The sequence below is a fragment of the Blastomonas sp. AAP25 genome (assembly GCF_001295965.1).
GTDB classification, from domain to species: domain Bacteria; phylum Pseudomonadota; class Alphaproteobacteria; order Sphingomonadales; family Sphingomonadaceae; genus Blastomonas; species Blastomonas fulva.
In genome coordinates this window covers 114162-134723 of the sequence record NZ_LJHP01000011.1, presented here as the reverse complement: position 1 = coordinate 134723, position 20562 = coordinate 114162, and the positions used below count along the sequence as shown (strand labels likewise).

The following is a 20562-nucleotide window of genomic DNA, read 5'->3' as shown; positions in this document are numbered from 1 at the left end:
CCCGCCGGTCCCCCCAGACCGGCGGGCCATTTTGTGTCTGGCGCCTGCGGATTATGACATGCGCTGTCGCCAAACCGTCATGCACGGGTCACGCGGACCGCCTAGCGCGCCCATTCAGAGGTTCAACCACTGAGCAAGGGGGCAAGGCGATATGGCCGGCACGATGCGCAATACCAAGATCATGGAAGCGGTTACCCAATCGACCACGGTCAGCAAGCAGGGGCTGTTCGAACGCGCCTTTGCCTTTGCCTTCAAGGGGCTGGTCTATGCGCAGATCTGGGAGGACCCGGTGGTCGACATGGAGGCGCTGGAGATCCAGCCCGACAGCCGGATCATCACCATCGCATCGGGCGGCTGCAACGTGCTGTCCTATCTGGTGGCAGACCCCGCGCAGATCATCGCGGTCGATCTCAACACCGCGCATATCGCGCTCAACAAGCTCAAGGTCGCTGCGGCGCTGCATCTGCCCGATCATGCGCATTTCCACCGCTTCTTCGGACAGGCCGACAGCAAGCAGAACCTGCGCGCCTACAAAGAGCATATCCGCCCGCATCTCGACGAGACCAGCCGCAGCTATTGGGAAGGCCGTGATCTGGCAGGGCGCAGGCGCATCGGCGGGTTCAGCAGCGGATTGTACAAACGCGGGCTGCTCGGCGGCTTCATCGGCACCGCGCATCTGCTGGCGCGGCTGTACAAGATCGATCTCAGGATGATGCTCACCGCTTCGACACTGGAAGAGCAGCGCGCGATGTTCGAGCAGCATCTGGCGCCGGTATTCGACAAGAAGTTCGTCCGCTGGCTCACCGATCAGCCGCCTGCCTTGTTCGGCCTCGGAATTCCGCCGGCGCAGTTCGAAGCGCTGGCGGGTGACGAAAAGATGGCAGATGTGCTACGCAAGCGCTTGGAAAAGCTGGCGTGTGACTTTGAAATCCGTGACAACTACTTTGCCTGGCAAGCCTTTGGCCGAGGCTATGGCAAGGGTGCTGACACACCGCTGCCGCCCTATCTGCAGGCGGCCAACTACGACCTTGTTCGCGCGCGCGCGGGCCGGGTCGAGGTCGAGCATGCCAATTTCGTCGAACGGCTGCAGGCGAACGCCGATACCAGTCTCGACCGTTATGTTCTGCTCGACGCGCAGGACTGGATGAACGACCAGCAGCTGACCCTGTTGTGGAAAGAGATCACCCGCACCGCGCGCCCCGGCGCCCGCGTGCTGTTCCGCACCGCTGCCGAACCCAGCCTGCTGCCGGGCCGCGTCCCCGATGAGCTGCTGGGCCGTTGGGATTATCGCGCCGCGGATTCGCTAGGATTTACCGCGCGCGACCGCTCCTCGATCTATGGCGGGGTGCATTTGTATGTCCTCAAATGAGGTGAGCATGCCGACATCCGACCATGGCGAAAGCATGGATGCGATCTACCGCACCCAGCGGCATATTTACGACCTGACCCGCAAATATTATCTGCTGGGGCGTGACCGGCTGATCGCCGATCTGGCACCGCCCCCGGGCGGGCTGGTGCTGGAAATGGGATGCGGGACCGCGCGCAACCTGATCCTTGCTGCGCGGCGCTATCCGCATGCGCGGTTTCTCGGGTTCGATATCTCCGAAGCAATGCTGGAAAATGCGCGCGAATCGGTCCGGCGCGCTGGGCTTTCGGAGCGGATCAGCCTGACCAAGGGCGACGCCACCGCATTTTCGCCCAGGCGGCTGTTCGGCATCGCCGGGGTGGACCGCGTGTTCTGCTCCTACACGCTGTCGATGATCCCGGATTGGGAGCAGGCGATCGCGGCGGGTGCCGATGCGCTGGTGTCCGGCGGCAGGATGCATGTCGTCGATTTCGGCAGCCAGCGGGGTTTGCCCGAGTGGTTCTCACGCGGTCTGCATGCCTGGCTGGACCGGTTCCAGGTCAGTCCCAGGGCCGAACTTGAAGCGGTGGCGCGGCAGGTCGCCCATCAGCGCGGCCTGCTGGTCGAGCACCGCAACCTCTATCGCGGCTATGCGCAGTATGCGGTGATCGGCGGCTGAGCCTAGCCCTAGGTTATCAGCGCTCGCAGCGTCGTCACCGTATCCGCCTCGGCAGCGGGCTTGTCGCGCCGCAGCCTCGAGATACGCGGAAAGCGCATTGCGATACCCGATTTGTGGCGCTTTGATTCGTGGATCGAATCGAAGGCCACCTCGAGCACCAGCGACTTTTCGACCTCGCGCACCGGGCCGAAGCGATTGACGGTGTTCTGCCGCACGAACTTGTCGAGCCATTTGAGCTCGGTGTCGGAAAACCCCGAATAGGCCTTGCCCACCGGGACCAGCTCGCCGTCCACGGTCCAGCAGCCGAAGGTATAATCCGAATAGAAGGACGAGCGCTTGCCGCTGCCGCGTTGCGCATACATCATCACGCAATCGGCGCTCAGCGGATCGCGCTTCCATTTGTACCACAGCCCAACGCGGCGCCCGGGGACATACAGGCTGTCGCGGCGCTTGAGCATCACGCCTTCGATCGCGGCATCTCGCGCGCCATCGCGGATGCGGCCGAGCTCGTCGAAATCCTGCGCCATGATGATCTGCGACAGGTCAAACCGGTCGGCGGGAAGCGCGCCCATGCGCTGCTCGAGCCGCGCGCGCCGCAGGTGCCAGGGTTGCAGCCGCAGGTCTTCGCAGCCGTCGATCAGCAGATCATACAGCCGCACGAACGCGGGCGCCTCTGCGAGCATCTTGGCCGAGACTGTCTTGCGCCCCAGCCGCTGCTGCAGTGCGTTGAAGCTTGCAGCCTCGCCCATCTGCGCATCGCCCCGCACCAGCAGTTCGCCATCGAACACGCCTTCGACCGGCATGTGCGCGGCGATGTCCGGGAAGGCGGGCGTGATGTCGTCGCCACCGCGGCTGAACAGCCTCACGTCATCACCGACACGGACGATCTGGATGCGGATGCCATCCCATTTCCACTCGGCAGCATAATCGGCAAGGTCGACCGTGCCGTCCTCGAGCGGGTGCGCGAGCATGAACGGGCGGAAATAGGGGGTGCCCTCGGGATCGGGCCGCGCGCCGCCTTCACCCCAGGCAAAAAGGCTGGCATAGGGCGGCGACAGCGCGTGCCACACCTCTTCGACCGCATCGACATCCAGCCCGAAGGCTTGGGCAAAAGCGGTCTTGGCGAGCCGGGCGGAGATGCCGACGCGCATTGCGCCTGTCGCGAGCTTGATCAGCGCATAGCGGCCATCGCTGTCCAGCCTGTCCATATATTCGGCGAGCAGCGCTGGCGCGCGGGCCCGGCTGACCCCGGCAAAGCTGTCCACCGCATCGGCAAGCCGCAGGTCATTGGCGGGAGGTGCTGTCTCGGGCCAGATCAGCGCGACCGTTTCGGCGGTATCGCCGACGAAATCGCGGCTCAGGCGGAACAGTTCGGGATCGACCCGTTCCATCGCCATGGTGCGGACGGACGAGGATTTCACCGCCGCAAAATCCGCCTCGCCGGTCAGCGCGGCCAGCGCCCAGCCGCGATCGGGATCGGGTGCAGCGCGCAGATAGTCCGCTATCAGCGCGACCTTGGCGTTGCGCGAGCGGGTATAGCCCAGCTGGGTAACGAGCGCAGCGAACGCGCGCATCAGCCCTCGTCCTCGTCTTCGCGGCCTATCAGTGCCAGCGCGCGCGCCTTGATCTGATGCAGCTCGCACCAGCGCAGCAGCGCTTCCTCGCGCCCATGGGTGACCCACACCTGCTTGGGCGCCACCTCGCGGATCGTGGTGGTCAGCTCGTCCCAGTCTGCATGGTCCGAGATGATCAGCGGCAGTTCGACGCCACGCTGCTGCGCGCGGGCGCGCACCCGCATCCAGCCCGAGGCCATCGAGGTGACCGGATCGGGCAGGCGGCGGCTCCAGCGGTCGGCGAGCGCCGAGGGCGGGGCAAGCACGATGGTGCCGCGCAGATCGGCCTTGTCGGTGCCCGCCACCGGCAGCAGCGGCCCCATCGCGACGCCATGATCGGCATAGAGCGCGCACATCTTCTCGAGCGCGCCGTGCAGATAGATCGGCTCGTCATAGCCCAGCGCGCGCAGTTCTGTGATCACCCGCTGCGCCTTGCCCAGCGCATAGGCGCCGACCAGCACACAGCCTTCAGGGTGCGCCTCGCGCATGGCGAGCAGCTTGCCGATTTCCTCGGACGTTGGGGGGTGGCGGAACACTGGCAGGCCGAAGGTCGCCTCGGTGATGAAAATGTCGCACGGCACCAGTTCGAACGGTGCGCAGCTGGGATCGGGCCGCCGCTTGAAATCACCGGTAACAACGACAGTTTCGCCCTGATATTCCATCCGGATCTGCGCCGAGCCCAGCACATGGCCTGCCGGGTGGAATGACACCTTGACGCCATTGAGATCAAGCGCATCGCCATATCCAATCGCGTTTTCGCCCGGATAACGGCCATAGCGCAGATTGATGATCGCCAGCGTTTCGGGCGTCGCCCACACTGCATCATGCCCGCCACGCGCGTGATCGGCATGGCCATGCGTGATCAGCGCGCGAGACACCGGGCGCGAGGGATCGATCCAGGCGTTGGCGGGGCGGACGAAGATGCCATGGGGATGGGGTTCGATCCAGTGGGGGGCGCTGCTCATCACTTGAGCATATGGGTGCCCGCAGGGCAGCTTCAATCTTTGGCGGTCGCCGCAAAGTCGAAGCTGATCGCAACCGGGCCCGCGATTTCGGTGGTGCTGGCATACTCGCCCTGACCGACGCCGAAGCTGGTGCGGTCGATCCGCGCAGTGCCGCGTGCACGCGCCTTGTCTCCCGCAATGGTCAGCGTGAACGCGAGCGGCACCGGCTTGCTGACGCCGCGCAAGGTTAGCGTGCCATCGGCGCGATAGCGGTCGCCGCCCAGAGCCGTGAAGCGGGTGGCGCGATAGCTGGCCCTGGCAAAGCGCGATGTGTCGAAGAAATCGGTATCGGTGAGCGTACCATCGCGCTGGCTGTCGCCGGTATCAACCGACGCAAGGTCGATGCTGACATCGACCTTGGACGCTTCCAGCGCATCGGGCGCAAACAGGATCGTCGACGACCATTTGCCGAAGCTGCCGGTGACCGGCTCGCCATTCCATTGTGCGGTAAAGCCCAGCCTGCCGCCGGGCGCCTGGGCCCAGGTGCGTGGCGCACTGGCTTCTTCGTCGGATGGCTTGGCCTGTGCCTCTTCGGCCGCGAGCGGCTCAGCGGCTGCAACCGGCTCGGGGGCCGCCGCTGGGGCTGCAACCGGCTCCGCCTCGGTCGGCATTGAAGCCGCAGGCGCTGCGCTGGCGCCCTTGGGATCGACGATCTTGCCCAGCAAGATGCCGCCGAGCATGATCGCCGCGGCCAAAACCACGGCGCCAATCGCCTTGCCACGTCCACCGGGGAGCATCCGCGCCAGGATCGGGGTTCCGAGCAGATACTGGTGCCTCAGCGCGCCTGCGACATGCAGCACGAGCAGCGCGATGCCGACATTGGGCAGGATCTCGTGGATCTCCTCGGAAGGCTCGCCCATCCATTGCGGAACCGGCAGATTGGGCCAAGGGATCGATCCGAACAGCAGCGTGTCCACCTTGATGTCAGAGGTCGACACCAGGATCCACCCGGTGAGCGGCGCGCCGATCATGACGATATAGAAGCCCAGATGCACCAGCGAGGACAGAGTCATCGCCCATTTCGGTCCGGGCACCGCAGCAGGTCGCGGCACGATCAGCCGCCATCCGACCCGCAGGACGCTCAGCAACAGGATGGTGATCCCGACCGATTTGTGCAGCTGGAACCGGGCAAACAGGTCGGGACCGCGCGGCCCTTCGAGCGATTCTGCAAAGATGATCTGAAAGGCGAGCGCCGCGGCGATCAGCCAGTGGAGAACGATAGCGCCCAGGCTATAACGGGTTGGGGCCATGACATCAGGCTGCCTTGCGAAGCTCGAGCCTTTCCCAGATTTCCACCAAAGCCGATGTCAGATCACGCATCATGGCTTCATCATGGGACGGGCCCGGAGTGAAACGCAGCCTTTCGGTACCGCGCGGCACGGTGGGAAAATTGATCGGCTGAACATATACGCCGTATTCGGCGAGCAGCATATCGCTAATCCGCTTGGCCTTGACAGGATCGCCCACCATCAGCGGAACGATGTGCGTGGTGGTGTCCATCACCGGCAGCCCGGCTTCGGTGAACAGCTGCTTGAGCATCGCTGCCGCTGCCTGCTGGCCGTCGCGCTCCTCGCTCGACTGCTTGAGATGCTTCACGCTGGCGAGCGCGCCTGCAACCAGCACGGGCGACAGCGATGTGGTGAAGATGAAGCCGGGAGCATAGCTGCGAATGACATCGATGATCCGCTGGTCGGCGGCGATATAACCGCCCATCACGCCGAACGCCTTGCCCAATGTGCCCTCGATGATCGTCAGCCGATGCGCCGCCTCGTCGCGTTCCGAAATGCCGCCGCCGCGCTTGCCGTACATGCCAACGGCGTGCACTTCGTCAAGATAGGTCAGCGCGTTATACTTGTCTGCCAGGTCGCAGATCGCGTGGATCGGGGCGACATCGCCATCCATCGAATAGACGCTTTCGAACGCGATCAGCTTGGGCACGTCCGGGTCTTCGGCGGCGAGCAGTTCTTCGAGATGCTCGACGTCGTTGTGACGGAACACGCGCTTTTCGCAGCCCGAGTTCCGGATCCCCGCGATCATCGATGCGTGATTGAGTTCGTCTGAAAAGATGATGCAACCGGGCAGAATGCGCGCCAGCGTCGAGAGCGTCGCATCGTTCGAGACATAGCCCGAGGTGAACAGCAAGGCACCCTGCTTGTCGTGCAGGTCGGACAGCTCGTGTTCCAGCTCGACGTGATAATGCGTGTTGCCGCCGATGTTGCGCGTGCCGCCCGAGCCCGCGCCGACATTGTGCAGCGCCTCTTCCATCGCCTCGATCACCTTGGGGTGCTGGCCCATGGTGAGATAATCGTTGGAGCACCACACGGTGATCGGCTTGGGGCCGTTGTGACCGTGAAAGCACCGCGCATTGGGATAGGCGCCCTTGTTGCGCAAGATGTCGATGAACACCCGGTAACGGCCTTCGGCGTGCAGCCGGTCAATCGCAGCTTCGAAAATCTGGTCGTAGTTCACGCGGCCACCTTAGTCCTGACGAGTGATAACCCATGCCGTTGCGCTGGTGTGAAGCGACCCATTGCTGACGCGTTGGCTGGCGATGTAATAGCAATTAAATCCCGCATTTCCAGCGATAACGGCTCGCAACTGCGGGGTTTGGGCCGGTTGCGGGGTGGACAAATTGTCCCACCCTGCAGCATTGCCGTGATCCTGAAGCCGCTCCAATACGTTGCCGGGGTAGGCCAGGACGAGGCTTGCGACCAACCGAAATTGCACATCGCCATGATCGAACCAGTCGATCAGCAGGCGCTCAAAGCGTGTCGAAGCTTGTAAATCCGCGCGCCTCGAGCACCGGCTTGTAGGGTACGATGTCGCCCGCGGGGCCGGTTGCCACGAAGCGCAGCCCGTTGCCGACAAAGCTCTGGCCGCGGGTGAGATACGCGATTCGCCGGGCGATTCCTTCTGCGCCGTGCACGAAGGTGACCGGCCTGCCAAAGGCACGCGCGAGCTCGTCCTGCACCAGCGGAAAGTGCGTGCAGGCCAGCACTACGGTATCGATCGCCACTGCGCGTTCCTGGCTGACCAGTCCCGCGACGGCGCGGTCGAAGATCGCAGGGTCGGGCACTTCGCCGCGCAGCTTCATTTCGGCCGCGCGCACCAGTTCGGGCGCGCCGAAGCGCAGGATGGTGGCGTCGCTGGCGAACTCGCGTGCCAGGTTGGTTACATAGGGCTGGCGCACCGTCGCCTCGGTCCCCAGCACGCCGATGACGCGGCTGCGCGACTGTTCGGACGCGGGCTTGATCGCGGGCACGGTGCCGACGATCGGCAGGTCGAGCGCGGCTCGTACCTGGGGCAGGGCAATGGTCGAGGCGGTGTTGCAGGCGATGGTGATCAGCCGCGGGCGATAGCGCTCCACCAGCCGCCCGAGCAGCGCAGGCACGCGCGCGGCAATCTCTGCCTCGCTCTTTTCGCCATAGGGCAGGCCTGCAAAATCGGCAGCATAGACGATCGGTGCATCGGGAAGCAGCGCGCGCGCCGCATCCAGCACCGTCAGACCGCCTACGCCGGAATCGAAGAACAGCAGCGGCGCATCGGCAGCGATGGCGGGCTCGGCAGGCAATGAGGACGTCATAATCCCCGCTTAGCATCGCGGTCGGCGCAATCAACCATGCTTGCCAAAACCGCCGCTTTGCCTATGCACGCGGCAGACGATTTGCCGTACAGGAACAAGGGTTGGCAATGATGAACGATCTGGCTGGAATCGCGGTGGCGACGCTCGGTGCACTGATGCTGATGGGCTATCTGCTGGGCTCGATCCCGTTCGGCATCATCCTCACCCGGATGGCGGGCGCGGGTGATCTGCGCTCAATCGGGTCGGGCAATATCGGTGCGACCAACGTGCTGCGTACCGGGCGCAAGGGGCTGGCTGCAGCGACCCTGCTGTTCGATCTGGGCAAGGGCGCTGCGGCGATCGCGATCGCCGAGGCCATCGCTCCGGGCAGTGGACCGTTTGCCGGGCTGGGCGCCTTTTTCGGGCATTTGTATCCGATCTGGCTCAAGTTCAATGGCGGCAAGGGGGTTGCGACCTTGCTTGGTATCGCGATTGCGCTTTACTGGCCGCTGGGCGTCGTTTTTGCCGTGGTGTGGCTGGCGGTAGCGTTTGCCACGCGGTTCTCTTCGCTCGGCGGGATCATGGCGGCAGCGGCGATGCCGGTGGCGGCATGGTGGTTTGGACGGGAGCAGGCTCTATGGGTGTTCGTGGTCATGCTGGGCTTTGTGCTCTGGAAGCACCGCAGCAACATCCAGCGGCTGATTGCCGGCACCGAGCCGAAGATCGGCAAGTCCTCCGCCGCCTGACTTCTGGCTTGGCGGGCCTGTCCCGTGCTTGATGCCGAGCATCTTGCGCGCATCCGCCTGCTGCGCAGCGATCGCATCGGCCCGATCAGTTTCGCCCAGCTCATGGCACGCTTCGGCAACGCCCAGGCGGCCATCGAGGCGCTGCCCGACCTGGTGCAACGCGCCGGGGGCAGGGCGATCCGGATCGCAACCGTGGCGCAGGTGACCGCCGAGGTCGCCCGTGTCGAGGCCGCCGGCGCGCGCTACCTGTTTGCCGACGATGATCGCTATCCCGCGCTGCTTGGGCATATCGACAATGCGCCGCCGGTGCTGACCGTCCGCGGCGACTTGGCGCTGCTGCAGCGGCCGTCGATTGCCATGGTCGGCGCGCGCAATGCCTCTGCCGCCGCGTGCCGCTTTGCCCGGCAGATCGCAGGAGAGCTCGCCGAAGCGGGTTATCTCGTCGTCTCCGGGCTTGCACGCGGGATCGACACCGCCGCGCATCAGGGCGCGTTGCGGATCGCAGGGACAGGCCCCGGCAGCACCGCAGGCGTGATCGCATCGGGCATCGACATCAGCTACCCGCCCGAGAACCACGCGCTGCAGGCCGAGATGGGCGCACGCGCGCTGGTGATCGCCGAGCAGCCGCCGGGCACCGAACCGCTGGCGCGGCACTTTCCCTATCGCAACCGGATCATCGCCGGGATGGCGCTGGGAACTTTGGTGGTCGAGGCTGCGCCCAGGTCAGGCTCGCTGATCACCGCGCGGCTGGCCGCCGAAGCCGGGCGCGACGTCATGGCGATCCCCGGCTCGCCGCTCGATTCGCGCTCGCGCGGCTGCAACGAGCTGATCCGCGGCGGCGCGACATTGGTGCAGAGCGTCGCCGACATTCTGGATCTGGTCGAGCCCTTTGCCGGTTCCCGGACGCAGAAGGTCGCCACGCCCACGAACCTTTATGCCGCCGCAGCGCCCGTTGCCGAACCGGACGACCAGACGCGGGCAGACGTCATCAGCCTGCTCAGCCCGTCGCCTGTCGGCATGGACGAACTCGTACGTCAGTCGGGGCTGGAGAGCGGGGCGGTCCAGATGATCCTGCTCGATCTGGAACTTGGCGGACTGATCGAGCGGCATGCGGCGGGAAAGGTGTCACTGATCTGACCTCGATTATGGCCTATGGACGCCCTTGACGAATGCGGATAACCGGCCCCAGCTTATACGCACACGCGAGAGCTTTCAGAAAGTCCAATCAATGCAACTGGTTATCGTCGAGTCGCCGGCCAAGGCCAAGACCATCGAAAAATACCTCGGCTCCGATTACCGGGTGCTCGCCTCGTACGGTCATATCCGCGACCTCGCGCCCAAGGATGGCTCGGTCGATCCGGACAATGATTTCGACATGGTCTGGGAAGCCTATGCCGACAAGACGCGGCAGCTCAAGGCGATCACCGACGAGGCCAAGAAGGCCGACCGTCTGATCCTCGCGACCGATCCGGATCGCGAGGGCGAGGCGATCAGCTGGCACGTGCTAGAGGTGCTGACCAAGCGCAAGGTTCTGCCCAAGGAGGTCGAGCGCGTTACCTTCAACGCGATCACCAAGAAAGCGGTGACCGAGGCGATGGCCGCACCGCGCCAGCTCGATACCGATCTGATCGATGCCTATCGCGCGCGCCGGGCGCTCGATTATCTGGTCGGCTTCACGCTCTCGCCGGTGCTGTGGCGCAAGCTGCCCGGCGCCAAGTCGGCAGGCCGCGTGCAGTCGGTCGCTCTCAGGCTAATCGTAGAGCGCGAGCGCGAGATCGAGGCGTTTACCGCTCAGGAATATTGGTCGGTCACCGCGCAGATGGAGCAGGGCGGCCAGCCCTTCACCGCGCGTCTGGTCCGGCTTGAGGGCGAGAAGCTCGACAAGCTCTCGCTGGGCAACGCAGGCTCGGCCGAGGCCGCCAAGGCTAAGGTCGAGGCCGGGCATTTCACTGTCGAGACGGTCGAGACCAAGCCGCTGAAGCGCAACCCGCCGCCGCCGTTCACCACCTCGACGCTGCAGCAGGAGGCCGCGCGCAAGCTCGGCTTCTCGGCCAGCCATACGATGCGGATCGCACAATCGCTCTACGAGGACGGCGCGATCACCTATATGCGGACCGACGGTGTACAGATGGACCCCGGCGCGATCCAGGAAGCGCGCAAGGCGATTTCGGATCGCTATTCGGGCCATTACCTCCCCGAAACCCCGCGCCAGTACCAGACCAAGGCCAAGAACGCGCAGGAAGCGCATGAGGCGATCCGCCCCACCGATTTTTCGCGCGACAGGGCAGGCTCGGGCGACCATGCCCGGTTGTACGACCTGATCTTCAAGCGCGCTTTGGCCAGCCAGATGGCGACCGCGCTGCTCGAGCGCACCGTGGTCGAACTGGTCGATGGCACCGGGCGTACCGCGCTGCGCGCCAACGGCCAGGTGGTGAAATTCCCAGGCTTTCTTGCGCTCTACGAGGAAGGGCTCGATGACTCCGACAGCGAAGACGGCGGCTTGCTGCCGATCATGTCCAAGGGCGACAGTCCCGCGAAGAAATCGGTCGACGCGGTCCAGCATTTCACCCAGCCCCCGCCGCGCTTTTCCGAAGCGTCGCTGGTCAAGCGGCTCGAGGAGCTCGGCATCGGGCGTCCTTCGACCTATGCCTCGATCATTCAGGTGCTGAAAGATCGCAGCTATGTGAAGGTTGAGAAAAACCGTTTCTTTGCAGAGGAATCGGGCCGGTTGCTGACAGGTTTTCTCGAACGGTTCTTCGAGCGCTATGTCGCCTATGACTTTACCGCCGGGCTCGAGGACGAACTCGACGATGTCAGTGGCGGGCGTGCCGAATGGCGCAGCGTGCTCGAAGCCTTCTGGCGCGATTTCAAGCCCAAGACCGCCGAGGTGATGGAGCAGAAGCCGTCCGAGATCACCGCCGAACTCGACATCTTCCTCGAGCCGTATCTGTTCCCCAAAAAGGCAGATGGCGGCGATCCGCGGCTGTGTCCCAAATGCGGCGAGGGCCGTCTCGCGCTGCGCGGCGGCAAGTTCGGCGCGTTCGTGGCGTGCTCGAATTACCCCGAGTGCAAATACACCCGCCGGTTCGCCCAGGGCGGCGGCGAGGGCGATGGCGGCGACAACGGTCCCGAGGAACTGGGCAACGATCCGGTGACCGGCGAGCCAGTGACCAAGCGCTCGGGTCGCTTCGGACCCTATGTCCAGATGGGCGAGGGCAAGGAAGCCAAGCGCTCGTCGATCCCCAAGGATGTTCCGGGCGAGGATTTCGGGCTCGAATGGGCGCTGAAACTGCTGTCGCTGCCGCGCGAGATCGGCGCGCACCCCGAGACTGGCGCGACGATCACCGCGAGTATCGGCCGCTATGGTCCGTATCTGTCGCACAACGGCAAGTACGCAAAGCTTGGCGGCACGATGGAGGTGTTCGAGACCGGCATGAACGCCGCCGTGGTCAAGCTTGCCGAGGCACTCGCCAATCCCGGCCGCTCGAGCCGCGCCGCGCCTGCGCCACTCAAGGTGCTGGGCACGAACCCTGCGACCGACACCGAGGTCAAGATCATGGACGGCCGCTATGGCGCGTATGTCACCGACGGCAGCGTCAATGCGACCATTCCCAAGGATGTGAACAAGGACGAACTGACGCTGGACGTCGCGCTGCAATTGATCGCCGAACGCGCGGCGAAGGCGCCCGCGAAGAAGGGCAAGAAGCCCGCGGCGAAGAAGGCGGCACCGAAGAAGGTTGCGGCAAAGAAGGATGCGCCCGCGAAAAAGCCAGCGGCGAAGAAGGCACCGGCCAAAAAGGCGGCTCCGAAGAAGCCCGCAAAAGCAGAGGCTTGATGCAAGCTTCTCCCCTCCCGCCTGCGGGAGGGGAGAGACTTGCTGCATCAGTCGGGCCTTCGGGTCGTCGTTAACAGCGGCGGAAGTGCGTGCTAAGCATCGGGCATGGCGGAACAACCGATCTATTTTCACGGTATTCCCGGAAGCTCGGGCGAGATGGTGCTGTTTGGCGATCACTGGGCCGATGGGCTTGGCGCCGTCCATGTGGTTGACCGCTCCAGCATCAAGGCCGGAGCCGACCCTGCGGGATATTTCGGGCAACTCGCAAGGAACATACAGACTCGCTTCCCGAACCAGCCGCTGCGCCTTATCGGCTTTTCGCTGGGGGCGAGCGTTGCCTTGCGTACGGCCCCATATCTGGGTTCGCAGGTCAGGTGGATCGACCTGGTATCTGCCGCAGCCCCGCTCGGGCTGGGCGATTACCTCGGCGGCCTGGCCGGCGCACCGGTGTTCAGGCTGGCAAGGTCGAACCCGACGCTGTTCGCCGGCCTTGTGCGGCTGCAATTCGTCGCCGCGAGGCTGTTTCCGGGCAGATTGCACGATGCCCTGTTCGCATCGGCGCAAGGCGCAGATATAGCGCTCAGCAAGGACGCTGCGTTCAAGGCGGCAATGTTGCCGATCCTGCAGCAGTCGCTTGGGGCCCAACGCGCAACCTACATCGGTGAAATCGCGCTGTACGTTCAGGGCTGGGAGGCCGAACTCCACGAGGTCACGCAGCCTGTCACGCTCTATCAAGGCGTTGCGGACACCTGGTCACCTGTTGCAATGGCAAAGGACCTCGGGCGCCGCCTGCCCAGTGTCGAAGCCGTGCATCTGTTGGAAGGCCTCTCGCATTACTCGACCCTGCGCGAATACTGGCGCAGCTACTTCACCCAGCCCAGCCCGATCGTCTCATAGATTTCGCGGTCCTCGTCCCAGCCTTCCTGCACCTTGACGTGGAGATACAGGTGGACATCGACTCCGAGCACCTTGGCGAGTTCGGTGCGGGCCTTTTCGCCGATTTCCTTGATCCGCGATCCGCCCTTGCCCAGCACGATCGCGCGCTGGGTGTCGCGGGCGACCAGGATCTGCTGGTGGATTTCGACCGAGCCGTCCTTGCGGGTGACGTATTTTTCCGGAACCACCGCGCTCGCATAAGGCAGCTCGGCGTGGAGCTGGTTAAACAGTTGCTCGCGGGTGATTTCGGTGGCGAGGATGCGCTCGCTGGCGTCCGAGACCTGGTCTTCGGGGAAGTGCCACGCACCTTCGGGCATCGCATCGGCGAGAAAGGCCTTGAGTTCGGGGACGCCATCGCCGGTCTGCGCGCTGACGAAGAACACTTCGTCGAAATTGCCTGCGGCGTGTAGCTTTTGCGCCTGGATCAGCAGTTTGTCCTTCGCGGCGATGTCGACCTTGTTGAGCACCAGGATCTTGCGCTCGCGCCGGGTGGCGAGCTGCTCGACCAGGGTCGTCAGCCGGTCGTTGAGCTTGGCCTTGGCATCGACGACCAGTGCGATCACGTCCGCGCCGTCCGATCCTTCCCAGGCGGCGCTGACCATCGCGCGGTCGAAGCGGCGGTTGGGATCGAAGATGCCGGGGGTATCGACCAGCATCAGCTGGGTGTTGACCGCGATGGCGATGCCGAGCAGCCGCACGCGCGTAGTCTGCGCCTTGGGGCTGGTGATCGCGACCTTCTGGCCGACCAGCTGGTTGACGAGCGTCGACTTGCCGGCGTTCGGCGCACCGATCACGGCGACGAGGCCGCAGCGGGTCGAAGCGGCGGCGGGGGTGGGTGTGGTGTCTGTCATGTCGTGTGCTCCGCCAGAAACTGCCGTGCGGCAAGCGTTTCGGCTTCCTGTTTGCTGGTGCCGGTGGCTTCCGCCATGCCCAGCCCCTTGATCTCGACCCGCACGGTAAAGCGCAGGTCATGGTCGGGCCCGGACTTGCCGAGCATGGTGTATACCGGGGTCTTTCGGTTGCGCGCAGCGGCCCATTCCTGAAGCTCGGACTTGGGGTGGCGCGGGGCGTCGCTGATTGCGTCGATGCGCTCTGCCCAATGGCGTTCGATAAAGCTGCGAGCGCTGTCCATCCCGCCATCGAGATACAGCGCGCCGATCAGCGCTTCGACGACATCGCCCAGAATGTTGGTGCTGCCAGCGCCGCCATCGTCGCGCGCCTGCTTGCCCAGCCGGATCAGCGGACCCAGGGTGCACGCACGCGCAATCTCTGCACAGCTTTCGCGCGAGACGAGGCGGTTGAGAAAGGCGGACATCTGGCCTTCTGCCGCCTTGGGGAAGCGCGAATACAGCAGATCGGCGATCACCATGCCCAGCACGCGGTCGCCCAGAAATTCGAGCCGCTGGTAATCGGGGGTCTGGCCGGTGCTGCCATGGGTGAGCGCCTGCACGAAGAGTGCGGGGTTGCTCGGCTCATGGTCGATGATCGGCGCCAGGGCCGAAAGATCGACGGGGTGGGTCAAAAGCCTTCCCCGATGCGATCCCAGCGCGCTGCGGTGATCCATGTCCACGGAAGGAACCAGCTCGCAGATCCGTCGGTGGAAAAGACGGTGACCAAAGCCCGGCCGACAAGATGGTCCTGCGGCACGATGCCGATGCCCTGGCCTTCGACCGCGGGGAAGCGGCTGTCGAGGCTGTTGTCGCGGTTGTCGCCCATCAGGAACATGTGGCCCTGCGGCACGATGATCGCCTCGGTGGTGTCACGCGGCGCATCGATCAGGTCGAGCACATAATAGGATTTGCCATTGGGCAGCGTCTCGCGGAAGCGCGGATAGCTGCACACCGCGGTGCCATCGCTCAGCGGAACCTCGAAGCTGCGGTCATAGCAGCGGGTGTTGGGCGAGACTGGGATGCGGAAATCGGCGACGCGCTGCTTTTGCACCGGCTTGCCATTGAGCCATACCGTGCCGTCGCGCATCTCGATGGTGTCGCCGGGCAGGCCGATGACGCGCTTGATATAGTCCGCACTGGCGGTCGGCGGTGCCTTGAACACCACGACATCGCCGCGCTCGGGCTGGCCTGCGAGGATGCGTCCGGGGATCAGCGGCAGGTTGAACGGCAGCGAGTATCGCGAATAGCCATAGGACCATTTCGACACCAGCAGATAGTCGCCGACAACCAGCCTCGGCTGCATCGATTCCGACGGAATGTTGAACGGCGAAATGATGAAGCTGCGCAGAATGAAGAAGAAAATCGCCAGCTTGACCAGAAACTGCAGGAAGTCCGCCGTTTCGGACTTGGCTTTCGGGGCGTTTGCGACGGTTTCGGTCATTTTCTCCCTTTGCGGACGCCCCCATGTCCCGTCAAGCCCCTCTCGACGAGCGATGACCCGGGTGAAGCCTCTCGCCAAGCCCGGATTGCCCCGCTAAACCCGCCGAACCGACGAACCTCAGGAAAGAGAGCTCCCATGCCGCACAGCGCCGATGCCATCTGGCAATCGATTGCAGACCACCCCCGTGCCACGCTGGCCGATCTGTTTGCAGGCGATGCGGGACGCCTGGACATGCTCTCGCACCGGATCGCCATAGGTGGCACCGACATGCTGTTCGATTTCGCCAAGACGCATCTCGACGCCGGGCTGATCGGAATGTTCGGACAGCTCGCCGAAGCGATGCATCTGGCCGGGATGCGCGACCAGTTCCTTTCGGGCGCCAAGATCAACACCAGCGAGGATCGCGCGTCCGAACACCCTGCCGAGCGCGGCATGGGTGCCGCAGATTCCGTCGATCAGGCGGCGATGTTCCATGCGCGCATGGCCGCATTGGTCGAGGCCGTGGACGAAGGCGTGTTCGGCGAGATCCGGCACATCCTGCACATCGGCATCGGCGGATCGGCGCTGGGGCCCAAACTGGTGATCGACGCGCTGTGCCGCGACAGCGATCGCTATGACGTTGCGGTCGTCGCCAATGTCGATGGCGAGGCGCTGTCCGAGGCGGTGGCGAACTTCGATCCCGCCAAGACCCTGGTCGCGATCGCTTCTAAGACCTTCACCACCACCGAAACGCTGATGAACGCCACCAGCGCGATAGAATGGCTGCGCGAGGGCGGGGTGGAAGACCCTTATGGCCAACTGGTCGCGCTCACCGCAGCCCCCGACAAGGCGGCCGAATGGGGCATCGACGAGACGCGCATCCTGCCGTTTTCGGAGACTGTCGGCGGACGCTATTCGGTTTGGTCGAGCATCGGCTTTCCTGTGGCGCTCGCGCTCGGCAACGAAGGCTTTGCCGCCTTCCGGGAGGGCGCGCTGGCGATGGACCAGCATTTCGCGACCGCGCCGTGGGAGCGCAACATGCCGGTGCTCGCGGCGTTTGCCGATCTCTATTACACCCAGACCCGAGGCTGCCAGACGCGCGCGGCGTTCGCTTATGACGAGCGGCTGCGGCTGCTGCCCGATTACCTCCAGCAGCTCGAGATGGAGAGCAACGGCAAGCGCGTGAAGCGCGATGGTTCCGCGCTCACCCGGCCCAGCGCGCCGATCACCTGGGGCGGGGTGGGCACCGATGCCCAACACGCGGTGTTCCAGCTGCTCCACCAGGGCACGCACCTGATCCCGGTCGAGTTCATCGCGGCGCGGCTGTCGGTGCACGAGTTCGACGAGGCCCACCACCGTGCGCTGCTCACCAACTGCTTTGCGCAGGGTGCCGCGCTGATGCAGGGCAAGTCCAGCGACGACCCGCAGCGCAGCTATCCGGGCAACCGGCCATCGGCGACGATCCTGCTCGACAGCGTCGATCCTGCCAGCCTGGGCGCGCTGCTGGCGTTCTACGAGCACCGCACCTTTGCCAATGCGATGCTGCTGGGGATCAATCCTTTTGACCAGTTCGGTGTTGAATTGGGCAAGGAAATCGCCAAATCCATGGGCAACCGCCAGTCCGGCGATTTCGACCCTTCCACCGCCGCGCTGATCGAGGCTGCGGGTCTGTAAGGGCCGTCCAAGCGTTTCCCGGGAGTTTCAGTGCATGAGTGAGTATGATTTCGACCTGTTCGTCATCGGAGCAGGATCGGGCGGGGTGCGCGCGTCGCGCATCGCCTCGTCTTATGGCGCCAAGGTCGCGGTGGCAGAGGAATACCGCGTCGGCGGCACCTGCGTCATCCGCGGCTGCGTCCCCAAGAAGCTGCTGGTCTATGGATCGCACTTTGCTGAAGACTTGGAAGATGCGCAGAATTACGGCTGGACCATCGAGGGCGCGAAGTTCGACTGGAGCGTGCTGCGCGACCGCGTGCTGGGCGATGTCGACCGGCTGAACGCGGCGTATACGTCGACGCTCAACAACCACAACGTCACCATCATCGAGGAGCGCGCGACGATCATCGCGCCCCACCGGGTCAAGCTCGCCAGCGGCAAGGAGATCAGCGCCAAGTACATCCTGATCGCGGTCGGCGCACGCCCGTTCGTGCCCGATTTCCCGGGTGCCGAGCACATCCTGACCTCGAACGAGATGTTCCACCTGGCCGAATTGCCCAAACGCGCGGTGATCGCGGGCGGCGGCTATATCGCCAACGAGTTCGCCGGCATCCTCAATGGCCTCGGCACCCGGGTGACCATCGTCAACCGCGGCGACAGCATCCTGCGCGGCTATGATGAATCGCTGCGCGACCGGCTGCTGCAGATCTCGATGACCAAGGGCATCGAGTTCAAGTTCAACGCGCCGTTCGAGAAGATCGAAAAGCGCGAGGACGGAACGCTCGATGTTTATCTCAAGGGCCAGGACCCGATCCACACCGACATCGTGATGTTCGCCACCGGCCGCGTGCCCAATGTCGAGGGTCTGGGTCTGGAACATGCCGGGATCGAGACCGACGATCTGGGCGCGATCCCGGTCGATGAGTACAGCAAGACCAGCTGCGACAGCATCTATGCGGTGGGCGATGTCACCAATCGGGTGCAGCTGACCCCGGTGGCGATCCGCGAGGGGCAGGCATTTGCCGATACCGTTTTCGGTGGCAAGCCCAGCACGGTCGACTACAATTGTATCCCCACGGCTGTGTTCTCGCAGCCGCCGATCGCCTCGGTGGGTCTCACCGAAGGCGAGGCGCGCAACCGGTATGGCAACATCCGGGTGTATTCGTCCGATTTCCGCCCGATGCGCAATGTGTTCGCGCATCGCGCCGAGCGCGGGCTGTACAAGATGATCACCGAAGAGCCTTCGGGCAAGATCCTGGGGTTGCACATGATCGGCCCGGATTCGCCCGAAATCCTGCAGGCCGCAGCGATTGCGGTGAAGGCGGGGCTGACCAAGCAGGCGTTCGACGACACAATCGCGCTGCACCCGAGCATGGCCGAAGAGCTGGTGCTGATGAAGTAAGGATCACCCGATCCGGTACGGCACCATGCCGCGCCGATCGGGGTCGATCAGCAACGGGCGATCGGTGGGCGGGAACGCGCGCTGGTCGCAATTGTCCCGCGGGCAGGTGCGGCAGCCGATCCCGATCGCGGTGACCGCACCGACCGCGGTGGTATCGAGCCCGTCGGCATAGATGAAATGCCGCGCGTGCTCGACCTCGCAGCCCAGGGCCACCGCATAGCGGCGGGGCTTGCGACCATAGCTGCCCGAGGGTTTGACCAGCCCTTTGGCCATCGAGACATAGCGCACCCCGTCGGGGGTCTCGGCGAGCTGGACCAGAATACGGTCGGGGATCGCTGCGGCCTCGTGCACCACCCACAAGGGACACGCCCCGCCAAAGCGCGCGAACTGCAGCCGGGTGGCGCTGTGCCGCTTGGTGATGTTGCCCGCCATATCGACCCGGCAGAAGAACACCGGCAGCCCGCGCGCGCCGGGGCGCTGCAGCGTCGACAGGCGGTGGCAGGCCTGCTCGAAGCTCACGGCGAAGCGCTGGCTCAATTGCTCGATATCATGACGGCACGCCATGGCGGCGTTGCGGAACGCGGCGTAGGGCATGACCAGCGCGCCGGCGGCATAGTTCGCGAGCCCCACCGCGACCAGCCTGCGCGCCTGCTCGCTGCGAAGGTCCGCGCTGGCGGCGAGCGCGGCGATGGCATCGCGCATTTCCTCCGCCACCAGCCGGTGCGCGAGCTGGAAATAGCGTGATTCCGGCGCCATGCTGCGGTCGAGCGACAATGTCCTCGTCGCCCGGTCGAACCGGCTGAGCGCACTATCGGCAGCATTGCCCTGCCAGCCGACGACCGCGATGCCATGGCGCGCCTGAAGCCGCGCCACCAGGCCATCCATGGTCAGCGCATCGGCCAATTCGCCCGCGATCCGCTCGGCCTCGCGGTCGAGCAGGTCGATATAGTTGCCCGCTTCGTGAAACCAGTCGCGCACCTCCTCCCAGGGCAGCCGCGCGGTATGCTGGCCGGTGCCCGCAAAACTGTCGTCGAGCATCGCTGCGCGCTCCTGCGCCTGGCGGTATCCCTGATACAGCGTGCTGAGCATCGCAGCGAAATCGGGCTGCACCTCCTGCCAGCGCGCGAGCCGGGCCGGATCGATGTCCGCGCCTGCAAACAGCGGATCGTCAAGCACCGCCTGCAATTGCACCGCGGGGGCAGCGTCGGCGCCATCGTCGCCCTCGGTCTCGAACGCGAAGCGGCGCGACAGCGCAGTCAGCACCGCTGTCGTCACCGGGCGCTCGTCATTCTCGATCTGGCTGAGATAACTCGCCGAAATCCCCAGCGCCTCGGCCATCGCCGCCTGGTTCAATCCGCTGCGGCGGCGCGCAGCGCGGACGCGTGATCCGGCATAGAGGCGCTTGCGGGTGGACATGCCCGAACGCTAGTTTGCAAACATGCGCTTTGCAAGTTTGCAATTTAACATTTGCGCCCAT

17 protein-coding genes are annotated in these 20562 nt (G+C 64.7%); 8 read left to right on the top strand and 9 right to left on the bottom strand.

All coding sequences use genetic code 11. The annotated features are described in order from the left end of the window. Positions 1-151 precede the first annotated feature (151 nt). Complete coding sequence (locus IP68_RS10810) at positions 152-1369, top strand: DUF3419 family protein (RefSeq protein WP_082382291.1); 1218 nt, start codon at positions 152-154, stop codon at positions 1367-1369. Positions 1370-1376: 7 nt separating this feature from the next. Continuing rightward, entirely contained in the window at positions 1377-2024 is a 648-nt protein-coding gene (locus IP68_RS10805) for a class I SAM-dependent methyltransferase (RefSeq protein ID WP_231683911.1), read from the top strand. 8 nt (positions 2025-2032) lie between these two features. Here the strand turns inward: IP68_RS10805 and IP68_RS10800 are convergent, their stop codons facing one another. The 5 genes from IP68_RS10800 to murI all read right to left on the bottom strand — a co-directional run bounded on the left by IP68_RS10800 (position 2033) and on the right by murI (position 8224). Then, a complete protein-coding gene (locus IP68_RS10800; RefSeq protein ID WP_054134990.1) occupies positions 2033-3598 on the bottom strand; it encodes a cisplatin damage response ATP-dependent DNA ligase in 1566 nt (521 codons plus the stop codon). Next, positions 3598-4602: a ligase-associated DNA damage response exonuclease gene (locus IP68_RS10795; protein WP_054134989.1), complete on the bottom strand. Its 1005-nt coding sequence runs from the start codon at positions 4600-4602 to the stop codon at positions 3598-3600. The genes IP68_RS10800 and IP68_RS10795 overlap by 1 nt, the downstream gene beginning before the upstream one ends. 32 nt (positions 4603-4634) lie before the next feature. Continuing rightward, complete coding sequence (locus IP68_RS10790) at positions 4635-5891, bottom strand: YceI family protein (RefSeq protein WP_054134988.1); 1257 nt, start codon at positions 5889-5891, stop codon at positions 4635-4637. A 4-nt stretch (positions 5892-5895) separates the two neighbouring features. Further along, positions 5896-7110, bottom strand: coding sequence for a 5-aminolevulinate synthase (gene hemA / locus IP68_RS10785; protein WP_054134987.1), 1215 nt, complete (start codon positions 7108-7110; stop codon positions 5896-5898). Between the two features lie 292 nt (positions 7111-7402). Further along, entirely contained in the window at positions 7403-8224 is an 822-nt protein-coding gene (murI, locus tag IP68_RS10780; RefSeq protein ID WP_054134986.1) for a glutamate racemase, read from the bottom strand. Between the two features lie 110 nt (positions 8225-8334). On the opposite strand from murI, the gene plsY reads away from it, so the two are divergent. The 4 genes from plsY to IP68_RS10760 all read left to right on the top strand — a co-directional run bounded on the left by plsY (position 8335) and on the right by IP68_RS10760 (position 13681). Continuing rightward, positions 8335-8949, top strand: a complete 615-nt coding sequence (plsY, locus tag IP68_RS10775) for a glycerol-3-phosphate 1-O-acyltransferase PlsY (RefSeq protein ID WP_054135006.1) — start codon at positions 8335-8337, stop codon at positions 8947-8949. A 24-nt stretch (positions 8950-8973) separates the two neighbouring features. After that, positions 8974-10086, top strand: a complete 1113-nt coding sequence (gene dprA / locus IP68_RS10770; protein WP_054134985.1) for a DNA-processing protein DprA — start codon at positions 8974-8976, stop codon at positions 10084-10086. Positions 10087-10177: 91 nt separating this feature from the next. Then, complete coding sequence (topA, locus tag IP68_RS10765) at positions 10178-12784, top strand: type I DNA topoisomerase (RefSeq protein ID WP_054134984.1); 2607 nt, start codon at positions 10178-10180, stop codon at positions 12782-12784. Between the two features lie 105 nt (positions 12785-12889). Beyond that, positions 12890-13681 carry a serine aminopeptidase domain-containing protein gene (locus tag IP68_RS10760; RefSeq protein ID WP_054134983.1) on the top strand — a complete coding sequence of 264 codons (792 nt, stop codon included), beginning with the start codon at positions 12890-12892 and terminating at the stop codon, positions 13679-13681. On the opposite strand, the gene era is transcribed toward IP68_RS10760, so the two are convergent. The 3 genes from era to lepB are packed head-to-tail and all read right to left on the bottom strand — an operon-like array spanning position 13648 to position 16051. Next, a complete protein-coding gene (gene era, locus IP68_RS10755) occupies positions 13648-14571 on the bottom strand; it encodes a GTPase Era (protein ID WP_054134982.1) in 924 nt (307 codons plus the stop codon). The two genes, IP68_RS10760 and era, sit on opposite strands and share 34 nt — an antisense overlap. Then, the gene (gene rnc / locus IP68_RS10750) at positions 14568-15284 is read right to left on the bottom strand and encodes a ribonuclease III (RefSeq protein ID WP_054134981.1); all 717 of its coding nucleotides are present in this window, start codon (positions 15282-15284) and stop codon (positions 14568-14570) included. The genes era and rnc overlap by 4 nt, the downstream gene beginning before the upstream one ends. Beyond that, positions 15239-16051 (bottom strand): signal peptidase I, encoded by an 813-nt coding sequence (lepB, locus tag IP68_RS10745; RefSeq protein ID WP_054134980.1) that lies wholly within the window; start codon positions 16049-16051, stop codon positions 15239-15241. The genes rnc and lepB overlap by 46 nt, the downstream gene beginning before the upstream one ends. A gap of 135 nt (positions 16052-16186) precedes the next feature. Here lepB and pgi point away from each other — a divergent pair, with 135 nt between their 5' ends. Continuing rightward, positions 16187-17704, top strand: a complete 1518-nt coding sequence (pgi, locus tag IP68_RS10740; RefSeq protein WP_054134979.1) for a glucose-6-phosphate isomerase — start codon at positions 16187-16189, stop codon at positions 17702-17704. Positions 17705-17738: 34 nt separating this feature from the next. Then, positions 17739-19085: a glutathione-disulfide reductase gene (gene gor, locus IP68_RS10735; RefSeq protein ID WP_054134978.1), complete on the top strand. Its 1347-nt coding sequence runs from the start codon at positions 17739-17741 to the stop codon at positions 19083-19085. A 3-nt stretch (positions 19086-19088) separates the two neighbouring features. On the opposite strand, the gene IP68_RS10730 is transcribed toward gor, so the two are convergent. After that, positions 19089-20501 carry a short-chain fatty acyl-CoA regulator family protein gene (locus IP68_RS10730; RefSeq protein WP_054134977.1) on the bottom strand — a complete coding sequence of 471 codons (1413 nt, stop codon included), beginning with the start codon at positions 20499-20501 and terminating at the stop codon, positions 19089-19091. Between the last annotated feature and the right edge of the window lie 61 nt (positions 20502-20562).

Bases quoted from the DNA above. Each gene is read 5' to 3' on its own strand.
- IP68_RS10730 (WP_054134977.1), bottom strand. From the start codon at position 20,501: ATGTCCACCCGCAAGCGCCTCTATGCCGGATCACGCGTCCGCGCTGCG.
- IP68_RS10790 (WP_054134988.1), bottom strand. From the start codon at position 5,891: ATGGCCCCAACCCGTTATAGCCTGGGCGCTATCGTTCTCCACTGGCTG.
- IP68_RS10795 (WP_054134989.1), bottom strand. From the start codon at position 4,602: ATGAGCAGCGCCCCCCACTGGATCGAACCCCATCCCCATGGCATCTTC.
- topA (WP_054134984.1), top strand. From the start codon at position 10,178: ATGCAACTGGTTATCGTCGAGTCGCCGGCCAAGGCCAAGACCATCGAA.
- pgi (WP_054134979.1), top strand. From the start codon at position 16,187: ATGCCGCACAGCGCCGATGCCATCTGGCAATCGATTGCAGACCACCCC.
- rnc (WP_054134981.1), bottom strand. From the start codon at position 15,284: ATGGATCACCGCAGCGCGCTGGGATCGCATCGGGGAAGGCTTTTGACC.
- IP68_RS10800 (WP_054134990.1), bottom strand. From the start codon at position 3,598: ATGCGCGCGTTCGCTGCGCTCGTTACCCAGCTGGGCTATACCCGCTCG.
- era (WP_054134982.1), bottom strand. From the start codon at position 14,571: ATGACAGACACCACACCCACCCCCGCCGCCGCTTCGACCCGCTGCGGC.
- plsY (WP_054135006.1), top strand. From the start codon at position 8,335: ATGAACGATCTGGCTGGAATCGCGGTGGCGACGCTCGGTGCACTGATG.
- murI (WP_054134986.1), bottom strand. From the start codon at position 8,224: ATGACGTCCTCATTGCCTGCCGAGCCCGCCATCGCTGCCGATGCGCCG.
- lepB (WP_054134980.1), bottom strand. From the start codon at position 16,051: ATGACCGAAACCGTCGCAAACGCCCCGAAAGCCAAGTCCGAAACGGCG.
- gor (WP_054134978.1), top strand. From the start codon at position 17,739: ATGAGTGAGTATGATTTCGACCTGTTCGTCATCGGAGCAGGATCGGGC.
- IP68_RS10805 (WP_231683911.1), top strand. From the start codon at position 1,377: ATGCCGACATCCGACCATGGCGAAAGCATGGATGCGATCTACCGCACC.
- IP68_RS10810 (WP_082382291.1), top strand. From the start codon at position 152: ATGGCCGGCACGATGCGCAATACCAAGATCATGGAAGCGGTTACCCAA.
- IP68_RS10760 (WP_054134983.1), top strand. From the start codon at position 12,890: ATGGCGGAACAACCGATCTATTTTCACGGTATTCCCGGAAGCTCGGGC.